A 23,714-nucleotide genomic window follows, 5' to 3' on the forward strand; every position below is an offset into this window, starting at 1 on the left:
TCGAGGGGTCGGGGTTCCAAAGTTCCAGGTTCCATCCGGCACTTCGACTTCGCTCAGTGACCGGATGGAACCTGGAACTTTGGAACCCCGACCCCTCGAACCTTTAGTAGTTAGTCATTCGAGCGTCCAAACAAACGCAGGAGGTACAAAAACAAGTTGATAAAGTCCAGATAAAGCGTCAACGCGCCCATAATGGCTTCCTTATGATCCTCTTCAGTACCTTCATTCCCGATGATGTTCATCTGTTTGATCTTCTGGGTATCATAAGCCGTCAAACCTACAAAGATCAGGATACCAGCATAGGTGATGATCCAATACATGATCGGGTGGCGGAAAAAGATGTTCACCACGGAGGCAATCACCAAACCAATCAAGGCCATATAGAGCAGGTTACCCGCTCTGGTCAGGTCCTGTTTGGTGAAATAACCGTAGATACTCATTGCCGCGAAAGTTCCTCCGGTAATCAGGAAGGTGCCCACGATAGAGGCGCCCGTGTACATGATAAAGATGCCCGACAAAGTCACCCCGTTGAGCACTGCATACAGCATGTACACCAGCGTAGCCGTGGCTGCAGACATGCGCGTAACTGCGGCGGCGAGGTAACCCACCATCAATAATTCACCAATGATTAAGCCCCAAAAAAGCAGCTTGTTGCCAAAGATCAATTGGAGCAAAGCTGGTGAGCTCGACACCAAATAAGCCACTGCCCCCGTTAGTGCCAGCCCGATCGACATCCAGCCGTATACTTTGGTGATGAAACGCGCCTGTTCGGCTTCGATGGATGCTTGCCTTTGATCACCTACAAAAGGATATTCATTCATTTTTAATTGGGTTTTTGTTTAAAAAAAATACCGATTGTGAAACAAGTTTAAGGATAGTTTTGGTTCCACACAAATTTAATTGCTCAGGGTTTATAACTATCCTTCAGTCCCACAGTAAGATTGAACACCGGGCGCTCAGGTGTACCATCCTGATCGGCGCAGAAATACCCCATGCGCAAGAATTGGAAGCTGTCGCCAGCTTTGGCCTGAGCCAGACTGGGTTCCAATTTAGCATTCGGGATTACTTTGAGGGAATCAGGATTGACAAACTCGAGGTAATCGCGGTCTTCATGGTTGGTCGGTTCTGGATCCGTGAATAGTTTATCGTACATCCGCACTTCGCCATTCACTGCCTGAGCGATCGATACCCAGTGCAACACACCTTTGGCTTTGAGGCCGGAGGTATCGGAGCCCGAGCGACTATCCGGGAAGTAAGTACAATGCAGTTCTGTAATCTGACCAGTAGCCGGATCTTTTTGTACCGCATCACACTGAATAATATAGGCACCTTTCAGGCGTACCATTCCACCTGGTGCCAGGCGGAAAAATTTCTTGGGCGCATCTTCCATAAAGTCTTCCTGCTCGATGTAAATCTCGCGGGAAAAAGGAATGGTGCGGGTGCCCGCGTTAGGATCCTCTGGGTTGTTCTCCAATTCCATCTGCTCCACTTGCCCTTCTGGATAATTGGTGATGACCACTTTGAGGGGGTCGAGCACTGCCATGGCGCGGGTAGCGGTTTGGTTCAGGATTTCGCGGACCGAAAACTCCAACAAACCGTATTCAATGGTATTGTCGCGTTTGGCAACTCCGGCGCGTTCGCAAAAATTAATGATGCCTTGCGCTGGATAACCGCGGCGGCGCATACCGGAAATGGTGGGCATGCGTGGATCGTCCCAACTGGTCACATGACCTTCGGTGACCAACTTGAGCAGTTTGCGCTTGCTGGTGATCAGGTACGCCACGTTCATCCGGGCAAACTCAATCTGGCGGCTGGGGAAAATGCCCAGTTTTTCGATGTACCACTCGTACAATGGGCGGTGGTGGATGAATTCCAGCGAACACAAGGAATGCGTGATGCCTTCGATCGAATCACTTTGTCCGTGGGCGAAGTCGTACATCGGATAGATGCACCACTGATCGCCAGTACGGTGGTGGTGGGCGTGTTTGATGCGGTACATGATGGGGTCGCGCAGGTGCATGTTGGGAGAGCTTAAGTCACCCATGGTGCGCAGCACCCGGGCACCATCGGGGAACTCCCCGTTTTTCATGCGTTCAAACAAGTCCAGGTTTTCTTCGATGGAACGACTGCGGTAAGGGCTGGCCTGCGCAGGTACGGCGGGATTACCTTTCAGCGCTTCGATTTCTTCCTTGCTGGAATCGTCGACGTAGGCTAGGCCTTTTTTGATCAGTTCAACCGCATAAGTGAAGAGTTGGGGGAAGTAGTCGGAAGCATACAACTCGTTGTCCCAGTTGGCACCCAACCAGCGTACATCGGCACGAATGCTGTCCACGTACTCTACATCTTCGGTAACGGGGTTGGTATCGTCAAAACGCAGGTTGAATTTGCCCTGGAAACGTTGGGCAATGCCATAATTAACCGTGATGGCCTTTGCGTGGCCGATATGGAGGTAGCCATTGGGCTCTGGCGGGAAACGGGTGTGAATCCGGCCAGCGTGTTTGCCATTGGCAATGTCTTCTTCGATGATTTGCTCGATAAAATTCAGTGAACGTTCTTCTTTTTCAAGCAATGGTTTGTCGGCACTCATATTTGTTTGGTTGTAGGGATTCAATGAAGTCTTTTCCAAAACCTTACTGGATAATGGATTACATCCGCTCCGGCGTCTCAATGCCCAGCAAATCCAGACCCATCCGTAGGGCATTCCGCACTGCGATCGACAACTGAATCCTGAATGCTTTGGCTGCTTCCGATTCCGCTTGCAAGATGCGATAATCGTGCCAGAAGCGGTGAAAAGCCTTGGCCAATTCATAGCTGTACATCGCCACCATGGAGGGGTCGTAGGTTTCAGCTGCCTGTTTGATGACCTCTGGGAACTGATAGAGTTGGGCGATGATGTCCTTTTCGGCAGTTTCCAGGCTTGTATATTCGCTGGCCGCACTCAGGTCGGGATTTCCAGCCTTGTTGAGCATGGAGCTGCAACGTACGAAGGCATTTTGTACGTAAGGGCCCGTTTGACCCTGCAAGTCAACCGACTCTTTGGGGTCGAAAATCATGCGCTTCTTGGGGTGTACTTTAACGATGAAAAACTTCAAAGCGGCCAAACCAATTTTACGAATGACTTCTTGTTGGGCTTCGGGCGTCATATCGGCCAAAGAGCCCCGTTCCTTACTGTTTTCCCAAGCTTCCTGAACGACTTCCGCAATGAGGTCATCGGCATCTACTACGGTACCTTCCCGCGATTTCATTTTGCCGCTCGGCAAATCCACCATGCCGTAAGACAAATGGAACAAACCACTCGCATAAGGCTCACCCAGACGCTTCATGATTTCAAAAAGCACCTGGAAATGGTAGTTTTGTTCATCGGCCACCACGTAAATCATTTTCTCCGCCCCAAAATCCTGGTAACGCATTTGGGCGGTACCAATGTCCTGGGTGATGTATACCGAGGTGCCGTCTTTGCGCAGCACCAATTTTTTATCCAATTTGGCGTCTTCCAAATCGATCCATACCGAGCCGTCTTCGAGGCGGAAAAAGACCCCGGAGTTCAAACCTTGGTCGACGGTTTCGCGCCCGAGCAAATAGGTGTTGGATTCGTAATAGAGCTTGTCAAAAGTGACACCCAATTTGTCAAAAGTGGAATCAAAACCCGCATAAACCCAGCCGTTCATCCGCTTCCACAGCTCGATGGTTTCCGTTTCGTGGGCTTCCCAAGCGAGTAGCATTTCACGGGCTGCTTTGCCCAGGGTGCTGTATAGGTTGAAATACTGGTCTTTGTACGTTTTAAAAAACGCTTCGGGGCTTTGATCGGCTTTTTTCTTTTCGGTGTAAATGGCCAAAGCCTCTTCGCTTTGTTGCCAGGTTTTGTATTCTTCCTGGAATTTCTGTTCAAACAACACGTAGTAGTCGCCTACAAAGTGGTCGCTCTTGGTGTTGGTTGATTCGGGAGTTGCGCCTGCTCCAAATTTTTTCCAGGCCAACATACTTTTACAAATGGCGATGCCCCGGTCGTTGATGATTTGTACGCGCACGACGTCGTAGCCCGCGGCTTCGTAAATTTTGCTCACCGACCAGCCCAACAGAATATTGCGGATATGCCCCAGGTGCAGGGGTTTATTGGTATTGGGGGAACAATATTCCACCATGACCTTGCGGCCATTGGCGGGTTGGGTGCCGTATTGCGGATTTTGGTAAATGTCTTGCAAAAACTCCAGCCAGTACTGATCGTCAACCACCAGGTTCAAAAAGCCCTTGATGACGTTGAAATCTTTGATGTACTGCACTTGCTCCACTAAAAAAGCGCCCAATTCCTGGCCGATGGCCTCGGGACTTTTTTTGATGTGTTTGGTAAAAGGAAAAACAACCAGTGTATAATCTCCTTCAAACTCTTTACGGGTCGTGCTCAAAGGGAAGTCTTCCGCCTTGATTTCCAGGTTGTACAATTGCGCAGCGCCTTGAACGACGCCTTGCTGAATGATGTTGACAATGTTCATTTGTCTGGGTATGTTGTAGATTGAGTGGCAAAAATAGAAAAAAAGTTGAGAAGGTTTAGGGAGGTTGAGAAGGTTGAGGCTACCGCGAGCGATTTTGACAATGTCCTTGTCTAAGTCGCTCGCGGTAGCCTCAACCTCCTCAACTTTCTCAACCTCCCTCAACCTACTTATTTCATTTTGCCATAAAGATATTCCAAAACTTTGCCTGTCGCGGCTTCACCTGACAGGCGGAAATCGTCTTTCGCACCCCGGTATTTTTTCACTGCACCTTTGTTGGTATCATCTGGTGAAGCACCCTCGCGGCTTTCTGCACCGATCAGGTCTTTGGGGCCGTAGTAAAAGCGATTTTGTACAAAACCACTTTCGGTCAAAGCAAGTTCCTTCAAATATACCGGACGGCGATCCTTGAGGTAGTACCAGCTTTCCAGTTTGGGCGTTTTGCAATAAACCATTTGTGGCATCCCTTCATAGGAATAGACGAATACCTCGGTCTTTTCTTTGCCATTAAAAACGAAATTGGGGCCAGCTACATTCATACTATCCTGAACCGCATCAATACCTTTGACCAGCTTTTCAACTTCAGCAATGGATTCAGGACCAGTGATGGGTGGGGCATCCACTTCAAACACGTCATTGGGGCCCAATACTTTGGTTTCCCCATCGTTCTTTCCATCATTTTTGCAGGCTACAAAGCCCAGCAAGAGCAACAAACTCAATAGTAAAATGCTTTGATTTTTCACTTTGATCAATTTAACAAGAATAATAAATTCGCGCAAAGCTAAGATTATTTCTCCATCCCTCCACTTTGCCCGGGAGCAATTGGTGTGTAAAGGATTAACGCAGAATAAGCGGGTACCAGCACACCAGAGTTGCGAATTACGGGGGGATTTTTGACATCAATGGCCATACCGTTGCCCACTACTTTCCATTCTGCCAGGGGTAAAGTGACTGCGTGTACTTTATCCGAACCGTTGTAAATCACCGCAATGGTATGCCAGGGGTCACCATTGGCGTGGTTGGAGATGAGAAACCCGGTCAGGTTATCTTCCGTGGTAGGGATGAACTTCAAGTGTTCCCGAATCATCGCTGCTGAAGTCATGCGGAAGGCCGGATGGCTTTTGCGTAGGGCAATCAGGTTTTTGGTGTAATCAAAAATCTCCTTGTACTGGTATTTACGCGTCCAATCGAGCTGATTGATTTCGTCGGGTTTGTTGTAGGAATTTTCCTCGCCTTTTTTGGTGACGACCATTTCGGTGCCTGCATGCAGGAAGGGTACACCTTGGGCCGTAAGCACCATCGATAAGGCTAAACGGTACATTTTGATGCGTTCCTCATCCAAGAGCATGGGGTTGTTGATGGCCAGGCGATCCCAGAGGGTATGGTTGTCGTGGCAAGAGGCATAAGTGATGGTTTGATCGGGGCTATTTGCCCAGGCGGCCTTAGAATAGTTGACTTTGGAATAATCTACTTCGGGATGCCAGGTAGAGGCGACCACGCCAAATTTTACACTTTCTTTCAAACCAGGTTTGCCGCTGACAAAACCTTTTTCAGTATGGGTAAACACGTGCCCCCGAATGGCATCGCGCATGTCGTCGCTAAAAGCAGCCACTTTGTCCAACTTGAGCACATTGGCTTTGGTGGCTTTTTGGTCGTCGGGTAGGGGAGATGCCCCAGCCGTCCAACCCTCACCATAAAGGTAAATCGTTGGGTCAATGGCATGCACCGCTTTGCTGATCTGGTTCATGGTTTCGATGTCGTGAATCCCCATGAGGTCGAAGCGGAAGCCATCCACATGGTATTCTTTGACCCAGTGCAACACAGACTCGATGATGAATTTGCGCACCATCGGGCGCTCCGAAGCGGTTTCATTGCCACAAGCTGACGCATCCGAAAAACCACCTTTGTCATTCTGGCGGTAGTAATAACCAGGGACCAATTGATTGAAGTTTGAAGGTCCGGTAGCACCCGTGTGGTTGTATACGACGTCCATCACCATGCGGATGCCCGCGTTGTGCAGCGCACTTACCATTTGTTTGAACTCGCGGATGCGCACCGCCCCATCGGCTGGATTGGTACTGTAACTGCCTTCGGGCACATTGTAGTTTTGGGGGTCGTAACCCCAGTTGAATTGGGGCTCGTTGAGTTTTGACTCGTCGACCGACAAGTAGTCAAATACGGGTAATAAATGGAGGTGGGTGATGCCCAGTTCTTTGAGGTGCTCCAGACCAGTGGATTGGCCTTCGGGGTTGCGGGTTTTTTCCTCGGTCAATCCCAGGTATTTGCCTTTGTTGCTGATGCCTGAAGAGGAATGGGTGGATAAATCTCGCAGGTGCAACTCATACAAAATGATGTCGGTAGGATTCTTGAGGCTGGGACGGGTATCGTAATTCCAACCCGAAGGATTGGTGGTTTTTAAGTCAATGACTTGCGCTCTTTTGCCGTTGGTACCTACTGCATAGGCATAAGGATCGGGAACCTCATCGTACCATTTACCCGCTATTTGGGCTTGAAAGGTGTAATAACGCCCTTGTAAATTGCCTTTAACCGTAGCCACCCAGGTACCTTGGGGGCCTTTTTTCATTTTTATGGACTTGGAAGCTTTCCCACCCAGGCTTTGTTCATAAAAGCGGAGGATAAGTTGAGCCGCAGGAGGAGACCATACTTTGAAAGTGGAAGACTTGGCTGTATAGGTAAGTCCTAGATCGGTACCCTCATAAACGGGGTAATCATTGAAATTTTCAGTAGGTTGGTCCATTGCTGCAATGGACAGGAGACTCAGGATCATCAATCCAAATTTTGCTAATCTATTCCTCATCACCAGACGGTTTTTTGAAGAGGTAAAATTAGCAAAATTTGGGGCGATATAGAAAATAGACTTTATGAACAGAAGATTTAACCTTGATTTAGAACAGCAGCACTGGCACCTTTGACATCGGTAGGCGATGGCGAGCCACCGAATGGTTCCAGAGAAATGGCAAAGGCTTCAGGTTTGTTTTTGAACTCAAAACTCACCAAACCTTTTTGGAGCGCTTCCCAATCCACTACCCCAATACTTACAGGTTTGCCACCTACAAAGGCCCAAAGTTGATATTGTTTGCCGCGGGGATCATCAAGGTTTTCCAGTTTCAGATGCGCCAATCGGGCATTTTTGTTCCAGTAAACGGATGCAATCGGCTGATCAGCAGCTTTAACGACCAATTTTTCAGCACAACAGCTCCCTTTCAACTCGTTCAATTCCTGCTCCGTGACTTGTAGCCTACTGCTGATTACCTGCTCGTTGGAACGCAAATTTTCTGTAGTCTTTTTCAGTCCAGCAATTTCTTGCTGCGCCGATTGTTTGCCCATGTACATCCAGCCAGCTAGGGCTAAACTTACCACTGCCGCAGCCATTGGCCAAAGTAAAGACAAAGTACGCTTAGGCAAAGTCGTTACAATAGGTTCCACAATAGCAACAGTGCCAGGCGCAGTAGCGGACATGATATTGGACAAAATATGAGCAGGTGGAGTTAGACCTTCCAGGGCATGGTAAGTTCCCATGGCCTCTTCCACTTCCGCGATTTCTTCCCGAATTTCTGGATATTGGGTAGCCAGTTTTTCAACTGCCTCCCTTTCTGCGTCATTCAATTGATCCAAAACATACATTTCTATGACGCCGCTATCCAAATATTCCTGAATATTGAATTTTTCCACTTGTTAGAGGATTAATGGTTATTTATTCATTAAGAGACAACAAACCTGTTTAAAACGATCCGCACTTAAGCGGTAAAATCAAAAGGTCTTGGTTTGTTTGTGCTCTTTTAGGTTCACAAATTCTCGCATTACAACTTTTCATTGCGCAAAATTTTACGTAACTCACCGATGGCTGCACGGGCACGCGTTTTTACTGTGCCCAGGGGTATCCCCAGCAGTTCTTCGACTTCGGATTGCGTATAATTTTGGTAGTACAACAAGTCAATCATTTGACGATGACGGTCATCCATTCGGTCAAGCACTTTGCGCAAACCCACATCGGGAATCTGCGCTTCAGATTTGGGGCCCTTAACATCAGATACGAAGTTATCCATCTGATCGGTTTTTGATCGCTGCGAAACGACGCGCGATCGGGTGTGGTCTAAAGCAGCATTTTTAGCAATGCGCATCATCCAGCCGAGCAGTGAACCCTTGTCTTCTTGATACTGATTTCCCCTTTGCCATATTTTGATGAATACGTCCTGGAGTATCTCCGAGGCGTCCTCTTGATTTCCTATTGTCTTTACGATTAATCCATAAAGTGCAGAAGAATAACGTTGATAGAGCATGGGAATGACAGCACGGTCACCGTTCTTGACCATTAGAATGAGTTGGGAATCGGGAATTGTGATTTTTTGTTCCATAAAGTAATTTGTCAGACGCTGCAACAAAATAGAGCAGGGAACTTGTTCATGAAATCTTTCAAAATGCTTAAAGAATCTTTAAACGCTCCATTTTTTACAATTCATAAGGCAAGTTAAAAAAATTAGTAGGTTAGGCCAAAGTTTTGCATATTTAATGGATAAACCGTAGGCAATTGAACATTTCAGACTTTTTCGACAACCCCTTTGGAACCTTTGTCATTGGCCTTTTGGTAGCCAGTGGAGTGGGCTCAATCATTGGACTGGAACGCGAATTTAATACCCATGGAGAGGCTGCCCATTTAGGTGGACTCCGTACGTTCACACTTATTGCGCTGGCTGGGTTCATCGTTGGGGAACTTGCCCAACACACCCATATTTATTTGTTGTTGGCCGCTACCACGGGGTTTATGGGTTTGATAGGAGTTGCTTATTTCATTCAGGCGCAAAATCAAAGACTGGGTTTGACTTCGGAATTGGGCATGTTATTGACCTTCTTTTTAGGTATTTTGATCGCCTATGGCTATATCCAGGAGGCATTGGCGGCAGTTGTGGTCATCACGACCATCTTATCCCTGAAAGAGCAACTACACAACATTGTCAAAAAATTGACCAATGAAGAGCTATTTGCCTTTATCAAATTCATCATTCTGGCGCTTTTGATTTTACCCATGTTGCCGAATCAAACTTTCGGCCCAGACAATTCCATCAATGTACGGGACTTGGGTTTGATTGTGATGGTAGTCCTGACTTTTAGTTTTGGTGGCTACCTCTTGCTGAAATTTGGGAGCCCGAATAAAGGAATTTTGCTGTCGGCATTAATCGGTGGCTTGTTTTCATCCACGATGATTGCCTGGGTTTTTGCTTCACGGAGCCGGGAAAGGCCGGAATATGGGCCTGTATACGGTGCCGGGATTGTGCTGGCCTCTTCGGTTATGTTGGTGCGGGTATTTATTTTGACTGCCATTTTTGCCTATCCAGTAGCCAAATTGTTGATTTTACCTTTGTCGATGATGTTGCTGGCCAGTGTTGTACCTGCCATTGTCAGTTGGCGCAGAGATGAACAGGTTCAAACCGGAGCGCTGGACGCCGGGAATCCGCTAGATATTAAAAATGCCTTATTCTTTGCAGGTTTGTACATTGCGACCACCCTGTTGATGTATTATACCCGCGAATGGTTGAGTGCTTCGATGGTGTACGTCAGCGCTGCCATTACGGGGATTGCTGATATTGATGCCATTACCTTGAGTACGGCCAGATGGGCTGCGACTCATCAAGAGGAAGGCACTGTGGCTCAACGCCTGATTCTCAGCGCTATTTTTTCCAATTCTATTTTTAAACTGAGTGTCAGTTTGATCCGAGGTGTTCCAGCGTTGCGCATTGCCACATTGAAGGGCTTTGGCTTGGTCCTTGGTGCAGGTGTATTGTATTTGGTTTTAGTTACTTTGTGATGCAAGCAATTTGCCAGCATCCCGTGAGAAGAAGGAGTTGATGTACCGAATGCTTTCTTTTTTGGAATTTTCCTTCAAGTAGGGGAAACCTTCAATGGATTGGATGAAGGCATTTTGTTTGCCCTTGTATAAGCTCAGCGTCTCCTCCCAAATGGCTTTATCCGCTTTAAACCCTAAAAAGGCCCGCTCTTTGACCGTTTGAATGTTGGTACCCGTGGCAGGCACAGCGTACCCCGCATTCACAAAACCACTGAAGTCGAAATCGTGTGGAATGACCACCATCTTGCCACCGCTAGTTGGTTTAAAATACTTAACATTTTTTTGGCCTTTGGCGATGCTCCAGTCGGTATTTCCAATCATGTATTGAAAAACGGCGACACTGTTTTCACTTTTCAAGTCGAGTGAATCGCGATTGGCGACAAAACAATCTTTACATTCTTTAAGGTTCAAGCGCTGGGAAATTTCGGCATCGTCTTCCACGAGAAAAGCAAAACGGACTATTTTTTGATGCGGTTGGTTGGTATTGATGTAAGTTACTTTTAACAACTGAGTCCGATAGCTGTAGGGGGAAATTTGCTGGTACAAGCCATACGCTAGGTACTCGCGCAGGAGATGCTCATCCGATTCATGGTCTTCAAAGCAGTGGGTTACCCATTTGAGATCGTTGAAGCTGGCGAAACCTTTGGCCTGCAAGTCTTTTTTAGGAAAAACAACCTTGACGGGCGGGAAATCACAAAAAAGTCGGCGGTAACGTCCCCGCACACTCAATTTTATATTCCAGGAAACGGAATCTCCGCTAGCATTTTTATACTTTATGCTTGCGGGGAAAGATTGATCCTTTTTGCGCAGTTCATTTAATGCTTCAAAATCCAACACCATGATAACTTCTTGGTTTTCAATTTGCCCTAAGGCCTGGAAAATGGAAGGAATCTGAGCACTTAACGTGCTTGACATCAGCAGGGATATACTTATTGATAAAACAAAAATCCAGGGTTTTTCGATCTGATTTCTCATGGTGTACTTTAACTTGTGAGTAAATAATCAACTAAGGGGCGATAAAAAAATAAGTGTTCATTTTGGCAAAGGATTAGATGAGTAAACGGTTCATTTAAAGTGCCTTATCTAATCCTTTGGCTCAGAAAAAATGAACACTTATTTTTGCCCCACTACTAAGACAGGTTAATTGAAAGTAAGGTTACTAAAGGAAATGTTAAGATAAAAGTTGAACTTGGGTGGCAATGCCTGCAAATTTTTATCTTTGCTCCCCAATTTAGCATTTTTAAAAACCGTTCAATTCAATATAATTGGTTACTTTCCCCAAATCTAATCTGGAGATGCGATGTTGAGAAGATTGCTACAACAAATATCGGGTAAAATGTTGCTACTGTGTAGCCTGAGTTTCCTGTTTTGGGCTTGTGGGAGCACTGCACCTGTTGAAAGCGCTCTGCCTGAGAGGCCCAAAAATGTCATTTTACTGATCGGTGATGGGATGGGTTTGTCCCAGATCAGTGCAGCGATGTTTAGCAACAACGCCAAGCTCAACCTGGAACAGATGCCCGTTTTGGGCTTTCACAAATCCTACTCCTACGATGATTTGGTGACGGATTCCGCTGCTGGAGCTACTGCTTTTGCCTGTGGCATCAAAACCTTTAATGGGGCCATTGGGGTAGACAAAGATACGTTGGGGGTTAAAACCATTTTGGAAGAAGCCGAAGAAAATGGTATGGCTACTGGCTTGATTGCTACTTCTACGATCGTACACGCTACGCCAGCCGCTTTTATCGCCCACGTAGTATCCCGGGAGCAATACGAAGAGATTGCTGTGGATATGCTCAAAACAGAAGTGGATCTGCTGATTGGTGGCGGAAAAAAGTATTTTGACCGCCGTGAGATGGACAACCGCAATTTGTATGAAGAACTGGCCCAAAAAGGATACAAGGTCACGGACTATTCCTTGGAAGACATGCACGAAATGCGCTGGGACCCTTCCGAGAACCTGGTCTACCTCACCGCGGATAAACACCCACTCAATGTTGGTGCGGGTCGGGATTATTTGCCCTTTGCTACTCGACGCGGGTTGGAGTTTTTGGAAAAACGGGGTAAAGACAAAGGTTTTTTCATCATGATTGAGGGCTCTCAAATCGATTGGGCCTGCCATGCCAACGATGGGAAATTGGCCATTAAAGAAGCGCTGGATTTTGATCGTGCCGTGGGCGAAGCCTTAAATTTTGCCCGCACCCGGGGCAATACCTTGGTCATCGTAACCGCCGACCATGAATGTGGAGGCATGGCGCTAAACCCAGGTTCAAAATTGAATAAAATTGAAACGGCATTTACAACCATCAACCATACCGCGAGTATGATTCCGGTGTTTGCCTATGGTCCAATGTCGAAGCAATTTGCCGGAATTTTTGAAAATAGCAGTATCCATCAGAAGATGCGCAAAGCGCTGGGCTTTGCCGAACAAAAAGGCCAACCTTCCCGTGGAAGCGCCAATGGTCAGGAAAAACCCTGAGATCAGGTTTACTTCCCAACTGCAAGATTTTTTTTCCCCTAAACTGAACAATTCAAAAGCTGTTTTATTATAAAGGAGCTTTTGGAAACAACTATCGCTGCGCGGTTGTCATCATAGGATGGTTAAACCGTGTAGTAGGTGCAAAATATAGTTTTATGAATGTCGAAACCTTGGAAAATTTGCAATTAATCAAGGAGAGTGCCCGTGATTTTGCTGAAACGTACATTCGACCTCACGTGATGGAATGGGACGAAATTTCTCACTTTCCGGTAGATATGTTTCATCAGATGGGCAATTATGGCTTTTTGGGTGTCTTGGTACCCGAACAGTATGGTGGAGCAGGGCTGGGATACCAGGAATACATCACGGTCATTGAGGAGATTGCCCAGGTATGTGGGTCAATTGGGCTATCCGTAGCGGCACACAACTCGCTGTGTACGAACCATATTTTGTCTTTCGGGAATGAAGAGCAAAAACATCGATACCTGCCTAAGCTGGCCTCTGGAGAATGGATTGGAGCCTGGGGACTTACGGAACCCAATACGGGTAGCGACGCAGGCCGCATGAAATGTGTTGCTGAGCGCGATGGCGATTACTACATCATCAACGGCGCTAAAAACTTCATCACTCACGGTGCATCCGGCAATGTTGCAGTGGTGATTGTGCGTACCGGAGAATTGTTGGACAGCCACGGGATGACCGCTTTTGTGGTCGAAAGGGGCACTCCTGGTTTTTATGCGGGCAAAAAAGAAAACAAGCTGGGCATGCGGGCTTCCGAAACTGCCGAGATGATTTTTGACAACTGTCGCCTACACAATAGCCAAATCCTCGGCGAAGTAGGAGAGGGTTTTATCCAATCCATGAAAATTCTGGATGGCGGGCGCATTTCTATCGCTGCGCTTTCTTTGGGGATTGCCAAGGGGGCTTATCTAGCGGCCTTGAAGTATGCCAAGGAGCGCCATCAATTTGGGCAAGCCATTGCCAATTTTCAAGCCATCAGCTTTAAACTGGCGGATATGGCGACCAAAATTGAAGCATCGGAACTTTTGGTGCGCCAGGCTGGTGAACTAAAGGATCAAGGGAAGAATGTGACCAAACTATCGGCGATGGCCAAATATTTTGCTTCGGAAACCGCCGTGGAAGTATCTACCGACGCCGTGCAGATTCACGGTGGTTATGGCTACATCAAAGATTTTCCAGTGGAGAAGTTTTACCGCGATGCCAAATTGTGCACCATCGGTGAAGGAACCAGCGAGATTCAAAAGCTGGTGATTTCGAGGGAAATACTGAGGGGGAAGTGATGAGTGATGAGTGAAAAGTGAAAAGTGAAAAACAGGTACACCTGTTAGTTTTCACCTGTTTGGATTTATTTTTCTGAGCTTAAAGTTTGGAATTAAAGTGAAAGTGCATTTTTTCACTTTTCACTTTTCACTTTTCACTTACATCAGCCTCGCCAAATCCCGCACCAAAATCTTACCCCTGTTGAAATAGATCAGATCGGATTTGCGCAACTCATTCAAGACCAAGGTTACGGTTTGACGGGAAGTACAAGTGATATTGGCGATGTCTTGATGGGTAAGTGAATGCCGTAGAAGCATTTCATAACCTACTCGCTGGCCACGATCGGAAACCGAATCTTTGATGAAGTCTACAATCCGGGTGCGAGCGTCTTTAAAAATCAGGGACTCCATTTTTTGTTCAGCCAGGCTCAGGCGACTGCCCAGGTAAAGCATCACCCGATTACAAAGTTCGAAGTTTTGGCGCATCAGCCGACGGAAGTCCTCCACCTTGACGGCAAACAAAACCACTTCTTCTTTCATGGCTTGGGCGAATTCCTGACGGCGCACTTCGCCAACCAATCCCAATTCTCCAAACATCGCTAAAGGGTGAATCAAGGCTTTGATGACTTCCTTGCCATCGTGGGAGGTAGCACCAATTTTGATGGCACCTTCGGCAAGCAGGTACAGCACCTCAGAACTTTCTCCTGTCTCATAGACGAAGCCATAACGGGTTTTTTCCCGATGCTCCATCTGATTGGCCAGTTGCATTTTTTCCTCCGGGCTAAGGCAAGAAAACAGGGGGTACCGCTCAATAAAAGCCATTTTGGCTTCTAAACTATTGCCCAAATTCTTTTTGCGGGTATTACTTGCGTATATGGTCATGAGTCAAGAGTTTTTTCAGAAGTGTAGATTATTTTGAATCAACACAACCTTGACACATAAGAATTGGCTTACCCCCACGCCAATGCGCATTTTTTTGGGGAAAAATGAAAAAAAAGAAAGGAAAGTCGTCGAATGATGACAAAAACTAGATAAAAGCTAAGGAAGGGTGAAAAATGCACCTTTATTTTTGCCGCACTACTTATTGTGGCTTGAGGCTGACTATTTTTTCAGCCTGACTATAGCCAGCGAAGACGCCTTGGCCATTGCGGATATTGTTGTACAAAACTACTGGGTCAGAAAAAGGTTGGTCACTATTGTTCTGTTGGCGACTCACCGTGGAGTGGAACAGGTAGTACTCTTCCGACACGGAGCGCAGTTCAACGATCATTTCGTCAAGGTTTCGGACATCCGAGGGCATCCGAATACTAATCGGAATCGGAATCCGGATGGCATTGCCATCGATGGGTTTGTCTTCGATTAAAAAACCACCATCATAATTGGCGACAATGTAATTGGTATTGATGTCTGAACTAAAAATCAATTTTTTAATTTGTTCAATTTGCTCTACTCCATCTTTTTGTACAACCACATTTTTTTGGAAAATATTGACATGATAAAAATTGCGCTCCATCCGCGGATCGGTAAAATAGATGGCTAAATCAAACTTATAATTTACAAATCCAGGATCGTCGGCAGCAGCGACCAATTTTTCAATTTTTACACTATCCAGATTGACGCTTTCCGGAATCCTACTGGTTGCAGTAACTGATCTAAAACCTTTGGCAGAAACTTTCACGGTATATTCAACGCCGACCCGAGGTTTGATCACTTCACTGGTATAAAAAGGAGTTTTCATCTCTCGAATATCACTTAAATTAAGCCTTTCCATTAACAGGTCAGATTCCCAAATTTCTACGGTGGCATTGGTGATGTACTCGGTAGGGCCGTTATCCAAAGGGGATCGACTTTTAGAAACCTGCACCTGGATTCCATCTAATGTTGTAAAATTAGAAATGACAACCAAACTAGGGGTGTAATTTCCCAGCGGCAATTGAGGCTTTTCACACGCAAAGTTGAGCAGTAAAAGACCAATAGATAATATGCTGTATAGCTGTTTTTTCACACTATGTCATTGATGTATGCTGAAATGACGGTTAAAAAGGCCGAGTGGTTGGCCTTTTTTGTAAAAAACTAGACAAATTTAACTAAAATTTTACAGAATAGTTGATTGAAGGTAAAAAAGGTAGGAGGTGAACCCCAACTAGCTTAGAATCTTTCTTCAACTCGCCATTCTCCACTATATATACAGTACGGAGTTGATAGTACAATGGATTGCGGCGACTATAGACATTGTATGCACCTACTTGTATGTGGTGTTGAGGTCCTTTGGAGGATAAAAAATGAAAATTCAGGCCAATGTCAAATCGATGGTATGCTGGCAATCGTTGGCTGTTTTTTGGCCCATAGTCAATCACGGTAACGGGCGGAGATACGCCGGGGATTTCAAGCGTAAAAGCATCAATGGGTACATTGGTGGCCAACCCAGAGCTGAAGGTCCAGGAAGCAGAGAGGTCGATTTTAGCTGAAAAACGAAAATCACTCCAAATTTTCAAATCGTGCCGATGATCGTATTTAAAGGGGTAACGTTCGCCAAGATTGATTTTTGGGAAGACCCGATCAGTGCGGCCCAATGAATAGGCAATGTAAGCATCGATGATTCTATTGTTTTTGCGCAGCATCAGGTCAAGGCCAAAAGCACGGCCTGACCCAATGGTGATGTTTTGTTCCCAGTCATCCAAAAAATCAGCTCCTTCAGAATAGTTGACCAGGTTTTTCATCTCCTTGTAGTAGCCTTCCAGGGCGACATTCCAGCCGTAGTTTAGATTTTTTCGAAGACCCAGGGTGTATTGCCAGGCCAATTCAGGCCCAATCTCACCAGTGGAAGGAACCCACAAGTCGGTAGGTAAACCAAGGTTGGTACCAGACAAAAGGTGCAAGAACTGACTCATTCTACTGACCGACGCCTCCAAATAGGTTGAGTCACTCAGGAGATAGGAGAGGGCCAAGCGGGGCTCCAAAATGGAATAATTCCGCTGATCCACATTCCAACCCGACCAGTTCAAACCATAATTGAGGTACAAACGCCGGGACAACATCCGCCTCTCATTTTCCAGGTAAAATGCCCAGCCAGTGGTATACACTTTACGGCTGATTTTCCCATCTGGTGAAATGTATTCCTGGAAATCGTCGTCATACTCCTGAATACCGGGTACAAAATGATTGTGTTGTACCCGCAATCCAAAGCGTACCTTATTTCCGGGGGCGATGTCCCAGTGAAAATCAGTTCGAGCTCCAAAATCGCGAATACTGGACAGGTAGCGGCCATAATCGGCATCAAAGTGGGTTTGTGGGGGAGCGCTAGAGAGGATATTCACGGTATCACTTGACGCTGTAGTAATGTTGACATTGAGCTGACTAAAGGTAAAAGTTGTATTGGAAAAAAGTTTTTTCCCTAAAATATGGCTCCAACGCAAGGAACTCCCGGTATTGGTCCAATACAATTTCTCCCGATAAACTTTTCGAAATCGATAAACTTTAAAACGATCATCCACCAATAAGGAAAGGGTATCCTGGGAGTCTCCGGTATTGCCAAAGTGATCTTGGCCACGGTAGAAACTGAAAAAAAGGCGATCTTTTTCTGAAAGCTCTATGTTGAACTTGGCATTAAAATCATAAAAATTATAATTGCTTTGCCCTTTTTCTCCCTTGCGAGATTTGTAATGTTGAGAATAGGGTTTGAGCATCCAATTGAGTAATGAAGTGCGACCAGCCAGCAACAAAGAACTTTTGTTTTTGACGATCGGCCCCTCCAAAGTTAAACGACCAGACACCAGACCTAATTCCCCGCTTGCAGTCCAAAATTCTTTGTTACCATCCCGCATCCGTACATCTAATACCGACGAGAGCCGCCCGGCATAACGCGCCGGAAATGCACCTTTAAGCAATTCCGCGGATTTGACAATGCTGGTATTAAAAACCGACAATACCCCTGCCGCATGGTTGAAATTGTAAATGGGCACATCGTCGATGATTACCAAGTTGTGTCCCGATTCTCCACCACGAATAAATATCCCTCCTACACCATCAGGCCCACTTTGAACTCCAGGAAGCATTTGTACTGCACGGATCAGGTCGGTCTCACCACCAATTTTAGGCATACGTTGCAGCTGATCCAGATCAAAGCTGTATTTCCCAATGCTCATGCCTTCACTTTGCATCGCAGCGGGGATAACCACCCCTTCGATTTGTTGGCTTTCTCGGTGCATTATAATGCGTAAGAAGGTATCTCGCTGCAAGTTGATGTTTAACGTATCAGAATGAAACCCAATGTAAGAAATACTGATGCGGGTACGCCCTTGAGGAAGCGTCAGGCTAAAGATACCTTGTTCATTAGAATGGGTACCCTCATCGTGGTTGATGGCGAAAATATTTGTACCCATCAACGTTTCGGCACTTCCCCCAGTTTCTACAATCCCTTGAATGGTATACCGTGAACGGATTTTAGGAGTCAGCATCACTCGGGTAATGATAATGCCTGCTGGATCGGATTGATAGGCAAATCCAGTATTGGCTAAAATGGCATTGAGGATGTTTCGAATGCTCTGCCGTTTAAAAACAAGTGGGAAGTTGTTGCGTTTGGGCAATTGGCTATCAGAAAAAACAATGTTAAGGTCATAATATTTGCGCAGTTGCTGCAAGGCTTTGGCAGGAGATTGGTCCTCAAAAGTAATGGATACGATACGATCAAGGGCTTCTTGCGCATGCAGGGAAGAAACCAATAAAAAACAGAACATCATCAGCTTGGGTAGAAGTTTCCCCTTCATACTGCTGATTTCGACAAAGCGATTAGGCGAATGGGAATAATCGCTCTGTGTTTATGATAAGCTAATTCTAGCCCAATCTAAGTTTATTTAGGACAAGCCTTTCCTTCCAAACGGAAAACAGTGGAACTTGTTATATCCAAGTGGAAATCTCCAGTTTTTGCCAACAATTTCAGACTGGATTCGGGGTTGTCTAACTCGAAGTTCCAGGTGAAAATACATTTGGCAAGCTGAGGATCAGAGAATTCCAAACGATAATCAGAATAGCGGCGCATGATTTCTTGTGCTTCGCCCAAAGTTCGGCCCACGAGTTCTATTTTACGGGTTCTCCACACTTTCGTAGAGGCAAAAACCTGATTGTTGTTGCTTGGTACTTTGCTCGGCTGCTTTTGGATCGTGTGGATATACCCTACATAATTTGCAGCAACCTCAATTCTTTGCTTGTTATCACCCTTACCCATCAAAGCAACCCGCCCCGACATCACCTGCACTTCCGTTTGGGGTTCTGTCTTTAAAGCGCGTACATTGAAACTGGTCCCTAACACTTCGATCAAACCATGCGGAGTCTCGATGCGGAAGGGCTTTTGGGGATTGGCCTGTACCTCAAAGTACGCTTCACCACGCAGTTTTACATTGCGTACCTTGCTATTCTTTAAGTTGGGGTCAAAACTCAGTTCACTGTTGTTGCTCAACCACACTACCGAATGATCGGGCAATTCGATTTTTTTGGTTTGCCGTTTATTGGTCGCTAGAGAATTGAATTCGCTGGACGTAGAACTAGGGTTGATCACCCACCAGGCTGTAGCCAATAGTGCAACAATCGAAGCAGCAATCAACCAAGCCCGAGGAACCAATCGACGCACTGTTGTATTTTCTGGGGTGTGGTTTTCCTGGATTTTGGATTGAAATTTTTTCCAATTGGCTTCTACGTCTGGCTCAAAAGATTTTGATTTATAACTCCCCGCTTTTTGCCAAATGGTTTCCAATTCTTGATCCAGTGCAGAAGCATCCGAACCAGCGTCTGTGCGCTTAGATTCTGGATCTACATCTCCATTTTTCCACTGTTGAACTAAAAATCGAATCTTCTTCTCCATTGGCCTGAATATTGTGTAGGGTCTAGTACTGTTTCGTTTTTCCTTAGACACAAAGAAACTTACATACCCCTATATCCGCACAGCGTTTTTCCATACAATTATGCCGTATAGCAGACAAACGCAACTAGATTTTAGCCCCCCAACCATAAAAATAACAAAATCAAGCCACTTTTTAAATGGGGGAGTAGTCGTTGACGAAGGTATTTGAGGGCTTTGGATACCTGATTCTCTACCGTTTTTTCAGCAATGCCCAGCTCGGTAGCGATGTCCCGATACGATAATTCTTCATATCGACTGAGTACAAACACCATCCGGCATTTTTCTGGCAATTCGTCAATGGCGGCATCGACCAGTTCCTGTAATTCTTCACTACGCAGCAGGTCTATAGCGTCACTTTCTTCAATGGCGATTTCGGGCATACGTTCCTCTGAAGTCCACTTGCGGTTGTCTCGCAAATGGTTGAGGGTGCGATTGAGTACTGCGCGCTTGAGGTAGGCTCGCAATGAGGTGGAAATAGTCAGTTTGTCCCGTTTACGCCACAATTCATACAACACTTCTTGCACCAGATCCTGGGCCAAATGTTCATCGTGTGCTACGCGATAGACCACCTGACACAATTCAGCAAAGTACCTGCGAAACAACCATTCAAACGCTTTTTCAGCATTTGTGGACAACAAGTCAAAAAATTCACGGTCGTTGTTCGGCGTAGTCTGCAAACAGGATTTGGTTTAGGAAATGAAAAATGAAAAGGGAAGATAAAAAGATTTATACTCTTGCTAATATTTTTTGTTCAATTTGATTCAGAACGTAATAAGCCAAGATCCCGAGCCCAACACCCAAGATGGCCCCTAAGTATACATCTTCAAAAAAATGCTGAACGAGATACATTCTTGAAAGGCCCACCAGTGAAGCAATGCAAAAACAGGTGATGCTCAACCAGGGTTTGCGAGGAAAACAAAAAGCAAAAAAAGAAAAAAGTGCAAATGCCGCCATAGTGTGACCCGAAGGGAAGCTGGTCAGGCCTTTGTGCATCTCTATGCCAGGAATCAAGTGCAATTGAGCCAATAACCCTTGCTGTTCAAAATACCGATAGGGGCGGGGGTGGTGGAACAAGGTTTTTCCCAACCATGCTACCAGCGAAACGGCTACACCCAAGAGGGGAATCCCCCAGGCCGCCCGGCGTTTGTACACGAATAAAATGAGGAACACCGCCAAATAACCATAACCTTCACCTACTTTGGTAAACCAGCGGAAGAAAAAATCGGCCCAGGAGCTTCGATGATCATTCAATTGAATCAACAAAGTGCCTTGGTTAGCAAATAATAGTGGAATACCACCCAGCAGGAAAAGGGCAAAAATCGTGAAAAACCAAGGATTATCCTTGAAAAGCTTTGGCATTTCTGATTCGATTCAAAAGGTTTTGGAAAAAATAACTCAAGCCTTCAAACAAGTTTAAAGGTTGATCATTCATGGCTTTGTAGGTCAGCCACATGCCGAGAGGCATCAAAATGATGCAAGGGATCCAGGCCGCTAAGTAGGCTGAAACGACGAAGGTTTCCGCAATTTTGCGGCAAAAGATGGTCAGAATCACAAAAAACATAAAAAATACAATCGCGACGAGCAGGGGATACCCAAATCCGCCCTTGCGCACAATGGCGCCCATCGGTGCACCAATGAACATAAAAATGAAACACACTGCGGCAATGCTGTATTTCATTTGCCAATCGTAAATGAACTTGACCCGATTTTCTTTGGTCGCATCCAAAGAAGAAGCGGTACTAAAGGTCTGGTTTTGTACCCCCCGTGCTGCTGATTCGGCACGCCCACGCAAGGTCGCTTTCTCTGCATCACCAAAGGTATCGGCAAATTTAGTCACCACCCCAATCGGTTTGACCCTTTTCAAAATGGTGGAGCGGGCTACCCCAATGCTGATGCTGTGCGTTGAGTCGAAAGTGGATTCGATCGGTGTCGAAACATTGAGTGGAGTGGGCCCTGATCCCGAGTTACTGACCTGATCGGGTTTGCGCGTATTGGCTCTTTTGAGTTCTTCACGCAGGTAAGTACTGTCTACCTTAAAAATAGACACGTAATTGGCCACATAGTTGCCGGCTACAACGGTGCGCTTGTGGATATCGCGGGCCATTGAGTCAGCCGCTGCCTTGAGCGCACGGGAGTCCATGGTCTGGCGGCTTTGTTTGAACAATTCCTCGTTGGTCCGGCTCATTGAAAATTCACTCAGGTCAAAAACTTTGGTGAATTGTTTGAAACCCGTACGGATAAAGGGGTACTTGCTTTGGCTACTCGCCTGGTAGCCCCTGGATTCAATACATTGGGTGCCATTGCGCAGCCGCATGACAAAGATGTTGCCACCTTCAGCGCTAAACATTTCACCATCTTTGGCGGTGATGACGGTGTATTTCCCGGAGTTCGACTCGGTATGGTCGTAAATGATCACATCTTTGATGGTGCGGCCATCGCCCATTTTTTGGCCAATGTGAATGGTGAAGCCCTGAAAGTCGTCGTTGAATACGCCTACATCCAGGCGCAAGGCCGGTTTGGTTTGTTGGATATCCCACATCCGTGAGCCAAACTTGAGGTTGGCCGCAGGAATCATATAATCGGAACAATACCAGGAAAAGGCTACGGCAAAAAGGGCAAAAACCAGCAATAGGCGCATGATGCGTACCAGGGACAAGCCTGCTGATTTCATACTGGATAGCTCGTAATGCTCCGCAAAATTCCCCATCAACATGACCGAAGAAAGCAGAATGCCCAGTGGCAAAGCCATCGGCACAAAACTCACTGCCCGATAAGACAATAATTCAATGACAGTGAAAAAGCCCAAACCTTTTCCAGCTAGATCGTCGATGTAAATCCACAACATCTGCATCAACAACACAAACAACGACACCGAAAAAGCCACCAAAAATGGAGGAATAAAGCTGGTAATGACCAGCTCGTCGATCCTTTTTAGTTTGGGCAATTTGCTTAAAATACTCATTCGCTACACGTTTCGAAACTTAAAGTATAGGCTCACTCGCAAATACGATGCAATTTCCATGAAAAACGCTGCACTTGCAAATCGTTTTTTGAAAAACAGCGATAAAACAGGGCTTTCAAAGTTTTTTCAAAAAAAATTTACTTTGCTGTAACTTTATTTTTTCCCTGTCGTCTTCCATTTGTTTACGCCTTGGGGACAATAAAAATAAGTGTTCATTTTGCCCCACTACTTAGGATCTATGAACCCGACTGATTTTAAAAACACCATCCTGCCATACAAGGACAAAATGTTCCGCCTGGCTTTGCGCTTGTTGAACAAGCGGGAAGAGGCGGAGGATTTGGTCCAGGAAGCCTTGATTAAACTCTGGCAGCAGCAGGATCGTTTGGCAGAGGTGCAAAACCTGGAAGCCTGGGTGATCCGCCTGACCAAAAATCAGTGCATCGATCGCCTTCGCGGCAGCAAAAATGGGCACAAGGAATGGAAAGATGGCCTGGACTGGGCAGATTCCACTCCCTTGCCCGATGCACGCACCGAATCGGCAGATACCATGAACAAGTTACAAAAACTCATGGAACGCCTGCCCGAAAACCAACGCCTCGTGATGCAATTGCGCGATGTAGAAGGCATGAGTTACCAGGAAGTGGCCGAGGCATTGGACTTTCCACTGGCTCAGGTGAAAATCAACCTATTCCGAGCGCGGCAAACCATGAAAAGCATTTTAAGTAGTAGAACCCCACAAGTTTAAATACC

Annotated in this window: 19 protein-coding genes; 4 read left to right on the forward strand and 15 right to left on the reverse strand. The window is 46.1% G+C overall.

The features are described 5' to 3' along the window. Positions 1-110 precede the first annotated feature (110 nt). The 7 genes from ACEW9O_RS18380 to ACEW9O_RS18410 all read right to left on the reverse strand — a co-directional run bounded on the left by ACEW9O_RS18380 (position 111) and on the right by ACEW9O_RS18410 (position 8,863). A complete protein-coding gene (locus tag ACEW9O_RS18380; RefSeq protein ID WP_373551649.1) occupies positions 111-821 on the reverse strand; it encodes a Bax inhibitor-1 family protein in 711 nt (236 codons plus the stop codon). A gap of 83 nt (positions 822-904) precedes the next feature. Next, positions 905-2,587 carry a glutamine--tRNA ligase/YqeY domain fusion protein gene (locus tag ACEW9O_RS18385; RefSeq protein ID WP_373551650.1) on the reverse strand — a complete coding sequence of 561 codons (1,683 nt, stop codon included), beginning with the start codon at positions 2,585-2,587 and terminating at the stop codon, positions 905-907. Positions 2,588-2,645: 58 nt separating this feature from the next. Continuing rightward, entirely contained in the window at positions 2,646-4,490 is a 1,845-nt protein-coding gene (gene argS / locus ACEW9O_RS18390) for an arginine--tRNA ligase (RefSeq protein WP_373551651.1), read from the reverse strand. Between the two features lie 167 nt (positions 4,491-4,657). After that, positions 4,658-5,230: a hypothetical protein gene (locus ACEW9O_RS18395; RefSeq protein ID WP_373551652.1), complete on the reverse strand. Its 573-nt coding sequence runs from the start codon at positions 5,228-5,230 to the stop codon at positions 4,658-4,660. Positions 5,231-5,274: 44 nt separating this feature from the next. After that, positions 5,275-7,305 (reverse strand): type I pullulanase, encoded by a 2,031-nt coding sequence (gene pulA, locus ACEW9O_RS18400; RefSeq protein ID WP_373551653.1) that lies wholly within the window; start codon positions 7,303-7,305, stop codon positions 5,275-5,277. Positions 7,306-7,382: 77 nt separating this feature from the next. Further along, a complete protein-coding gene (locus tag ACEW9O_RS18405) occupies positions 7,383-8,180 on the reverse strand; it encodes an anti-sigma factor domain-containing protein (protein ID WP_373551654.1) in 798 nt (265 codons plus the stop codon). Between the two features lie 128 nt (positions 8,181-8,308). Further along, the gene (locus ACEW9O_RS18410) at positions 8,309-8,863 is read right to left on the reverse strand and encodes an RNA polymerase sigma factor (RefSeq protein WP_373551655.1); all 555 of its coding nucleotides are present in this window, start codon (positions 8,861-8,863) and stop codon (positions 8,309-8,311) included. Positions 8,864-9,036: 173 nt separating this feature from the next. On the opposite strand from ACEW9O_RS18410, the gene ACEW9O_RS18415 reads away from it, so the two are divergent. Then, the gene (locus ACEW9O_RS18415; protein WP_373551656.1) at positions 9,037-10,311 is read left to right on the forward strand and encodes an MgtC/SapB family protein; all 1,275 of its coding nucleotides are present in this window, start codon (positions 9,037-9,039) and stop codon (positions 10,309-10,311) included. On the opposite strand, the gene ACEW9O_RS18420 is transcribed toward ACEW9O_RS18415, so the two are convergent. Continuing rightward, positions 10,297-11,265: a hypothetical protein gene (locus ACEW9O_RS18420; RefSeq protein WP_373551657.1), complete on the reverse strand. Its 969-nt coding sequence runs from the start codon at positions 11,263-11,265 to the stop codon at positions 10,297-10,299. The genes ACEW9O_RS18415 and ACEW9O_RS18420 overlap by 15 nt on opposite strands. Positions 11,266-11,650: 385 nt before the next feature. Here ACEW9O_RS18420 and ACEW9O_RS18425 point away from each other — a divergent pair, with 385 nt between their 5' ends. Both ACEW9O_RS18425 and ACEW9O_RS18430 read left to right on the forward strand, forming a co-directional pair. Then, a complete protein-coding gene (locus tag ACEW9O_RS18425) occupies positions 11,651-12,826 on the forward strand; it encodes an alkaline phosphatase (RefSeq protein WP_373551658.1) in 1,176 nt (391 codons plus the stop codon). A gap of 155 nt (positions 12,827-12,981) precedes the next feature. Then, positions 12,982-14,127, forward strand: a complete 1,146-nt coding sequence (locus tag ACEW9O_RS18430) for an acyl-CoA dehydrogenase family protein (protein WP_373551659.1) — start codon at positions 12,982-12,984, stop codon at positions 14,125-14,127. A gap of 138 nt (positions 14,128-14,265) precedes the next feature. Here the strand turns inward: ACEW9O_RS18430 and ACEW9O_RS18435 are convergent, their stop codons facing one another. From ACEW9O_RS18435 to ACEW9O_RS18465, 7 genes are all read right to left on the reverse strand, one after another. Continuing rightward, positions 14,266-14,988: a Crp/Fnr family transcriptional regulator gene (locus ACEW9O_RS18435; protein WP_373551660.1), complete on the reverse strand. Its 723-nt coding sequence runs from the start codon at positions 14,986-14,988 to the stop codon at positions 14,266-14,268. A gap of 199 nt (positions 14,989-15,187) precedes the next feature. After that, positions 15,188-16,111 (reverse strand): DUF4249 domain-containing protein, encoded by a 924-nt coding sequence (locus ACEW9O_RS18440; protein ID WP_373551661.1) that lies wholly within the window; start codon positions 16,109-16,111, stop codon positions 15,188-15,190. A gap of 82 nt (positions 16,112-16,193) precedes the next feature. Beyond that, complete coding sequence (locus ACEW9O_RS18445; protein ID WP_373551662.1) at positions 16,194-18,872, reverse strand: carboxypeptidase-like regulatory domain-containing protein; 2,679 nt, start codon at positions 18,870-18,872, stop codon at positions 16,194-16,196. Positions 18,873-18,955: 83 nt separating this feature from the next. Continuing rightward, positions 18,956-19,963, reverse strand: a complete 1,008-nt coding sequence (locus ACEW9O_RS18450; RefSeq protein WP_373551663.1) for a FecR family protein — start codon at positions 19,961-19,963, stop codon at positions 18,956-18,958. Positions 19,964-20,094: 131 nt separating this feature from the next. Next, a complete protein-coding gene (locus ACEW9O_RS18455) occupies positions 20,095-20,679 on the reverse strand; it encodes an RNA polymerase sigma-70 factor (protein WP_373551664.1) in 585 nt (194 codons plus the stop codon). 49 nt (positions 20,680-20,728) lie between these two features. Further along, the gene (locus ACEW9O_RS18460; protein WP_373551665.1) at positions 20,729-21,361 is read right to left on the reverse strand and encodes a phosphatase PAP2 family protein; all 633 of its coding nucleotides are present in this window, start codon (positions 21,359-21,361) and stop codon (positions 20,729-20,731) included. Further along, on the reverse strand, positions 21,339-22,964 hold the full coding sequence (locus ACEW9O_RS18465; RefSeq protein WP_373551666.1) for an LptF/LptG family permease: 1,626 nt from the start codon (positions 22,962-22,964) through the stop codon (positions 21,339-21,341). Before ACEW9O_RS18465 ends, ACEW9O_RS18460 begins: the two co-directional genes overlap by 23 nt. A gap of 238 nt (positions 22,965-23,202) precedes the next feature. On the opposite strand from ACEW9O_RS18465, the gene ACEW9O_RS18470 reads away from it, so the two are divergent. Then, positions 23,203-23,709 (forward strand): RNA polymerase sigma factor, encoded by a 507-nt coding sequence (locus tag ACEW9O_RS18470; protein ID WP_373551667.1) that lies wholly within the window; start codon positions 23,203-23,205, stop codon positions 23,707-23,709. Positions 23,710-23,714 lie beyond the last annotated feature (5 nt).

It is taken from the genome of Haliscomenobacter sp., from assembly GCF_041740695.1.
In the GTDB taxonomy this organism is placed as follows: Bacteria; Bacteroidota; Bacteroidia; order Chitinophagales; family Saprospiraceae; genus Haliscomenobacter.

What these genes read in the sequence shown, in the direction of transcription:
- ACEW9O_RS18380 (WP_373551649.1), bottom strand. Translation starts at nt 821, where the DNA reads ATGAATGAATATCCTTTTGTAGGTGATCAAAGGCAAGCATCCATCGAA.
- ACEW9O_RS18385 (WP_373551650.1), bottom strand. Translation starts at nt 2,587, where the DNA reads ATGAGTGCCGACAAACCATTGCTTGAAAAAGAAGAACGTTCACTGAAT.
- argS (WP_373551651.1), bottom strand. Translation starts at nt 4,490, where the DNA reads ATGAACATTGTCAACATCATTCAGCAAGGCGTCGTTCAAGGCGCTGCG.
- pulA (WP_373551653.1), bottom strand. Translation starts at nt 7,305, where the DNA reads ATGAGGAATAGATTAGCAAAATTTGGATTGATGATCCTGAGTCTCCTG.
- ACEW9O_RS18410 (WP_373551655.1), bottom strand. Translation starts at nt 8,863, where the DNA reads ATGGAACAAAAAATCACAATTCCCGATTCCCAACTCATTCTAATGGTC.
- ACEW9O_RS18420 (WP_373551657.1), bottom strand. Translation starts at nt 11,265, where the DNA reads ATGTCAAGCACGTTAAGTGCTCAGATTCCTTCCATTTTCCAGGCCTTA.
- ACEW9O_RS18425 (WP_373551658.1), top strand. Translation starts at nt 11,651, where the DNA reads ATGTTGAGAAGATTGCTACAACAAATATCGGGTAAAATGTTGCTACTG.
- ACEW9O_RS18430 (WP_373551659.1), top strand. Translation starts at nt 12,982, where the DNA reads ATGAATGTCGAAACCTTGGAAAATTTGCAATTAATCAAGGAGAGTGCC.
- ACEW9O_RS18435 (WP_373551660.1), bottom strand. Translation starts at nt 14,988, where the DNA reads ATGACCATATACGCAAGTAATACCCGCAAAAAGAATTTGGGCAATAGT.
- ACEW9O_RS18445 (WP_373551662.1), bottom strand. Translation starts at nt 18,872, where the DNA reads ATGAAGGGGAAACTTCTACCCAAGCTGATGATGTTCTGTTTTTTATTG.
- ACEW9O_RS18450 (WP_373551663.1), bottom strand. Translation starts at nt 19,963, where the DNA reads ATGGAGAAGAAGATTCGATTTTTAGTTCAACAGTGGAAAAATGGAGAT.
- ACEW9O_RS18460 (WP_373551665.1), bottom strand. Translation starts at nt 21,361, where the DNA reads ATGCCAAAGCTTTTCAAGGATAATCCTTGGTTTTTCACGATTTTTGCC.
- ACEW9O_RS18465 (WP_373551666.1), bottom strand. Translation starts at nt 22,964, where the DNA reads ATGAGTATTTTAAGCAAATTGCCCAAACTAAAAAGGATCGACGAGCTG.
- ACEW9O_RS18470 (WP_373551667.1), top strand. Translation starts at nt 23,203, where the DNA reads ATGAACCCGACTGATTTTAAAAACACCATCCTGCCATACAAGGACAAA.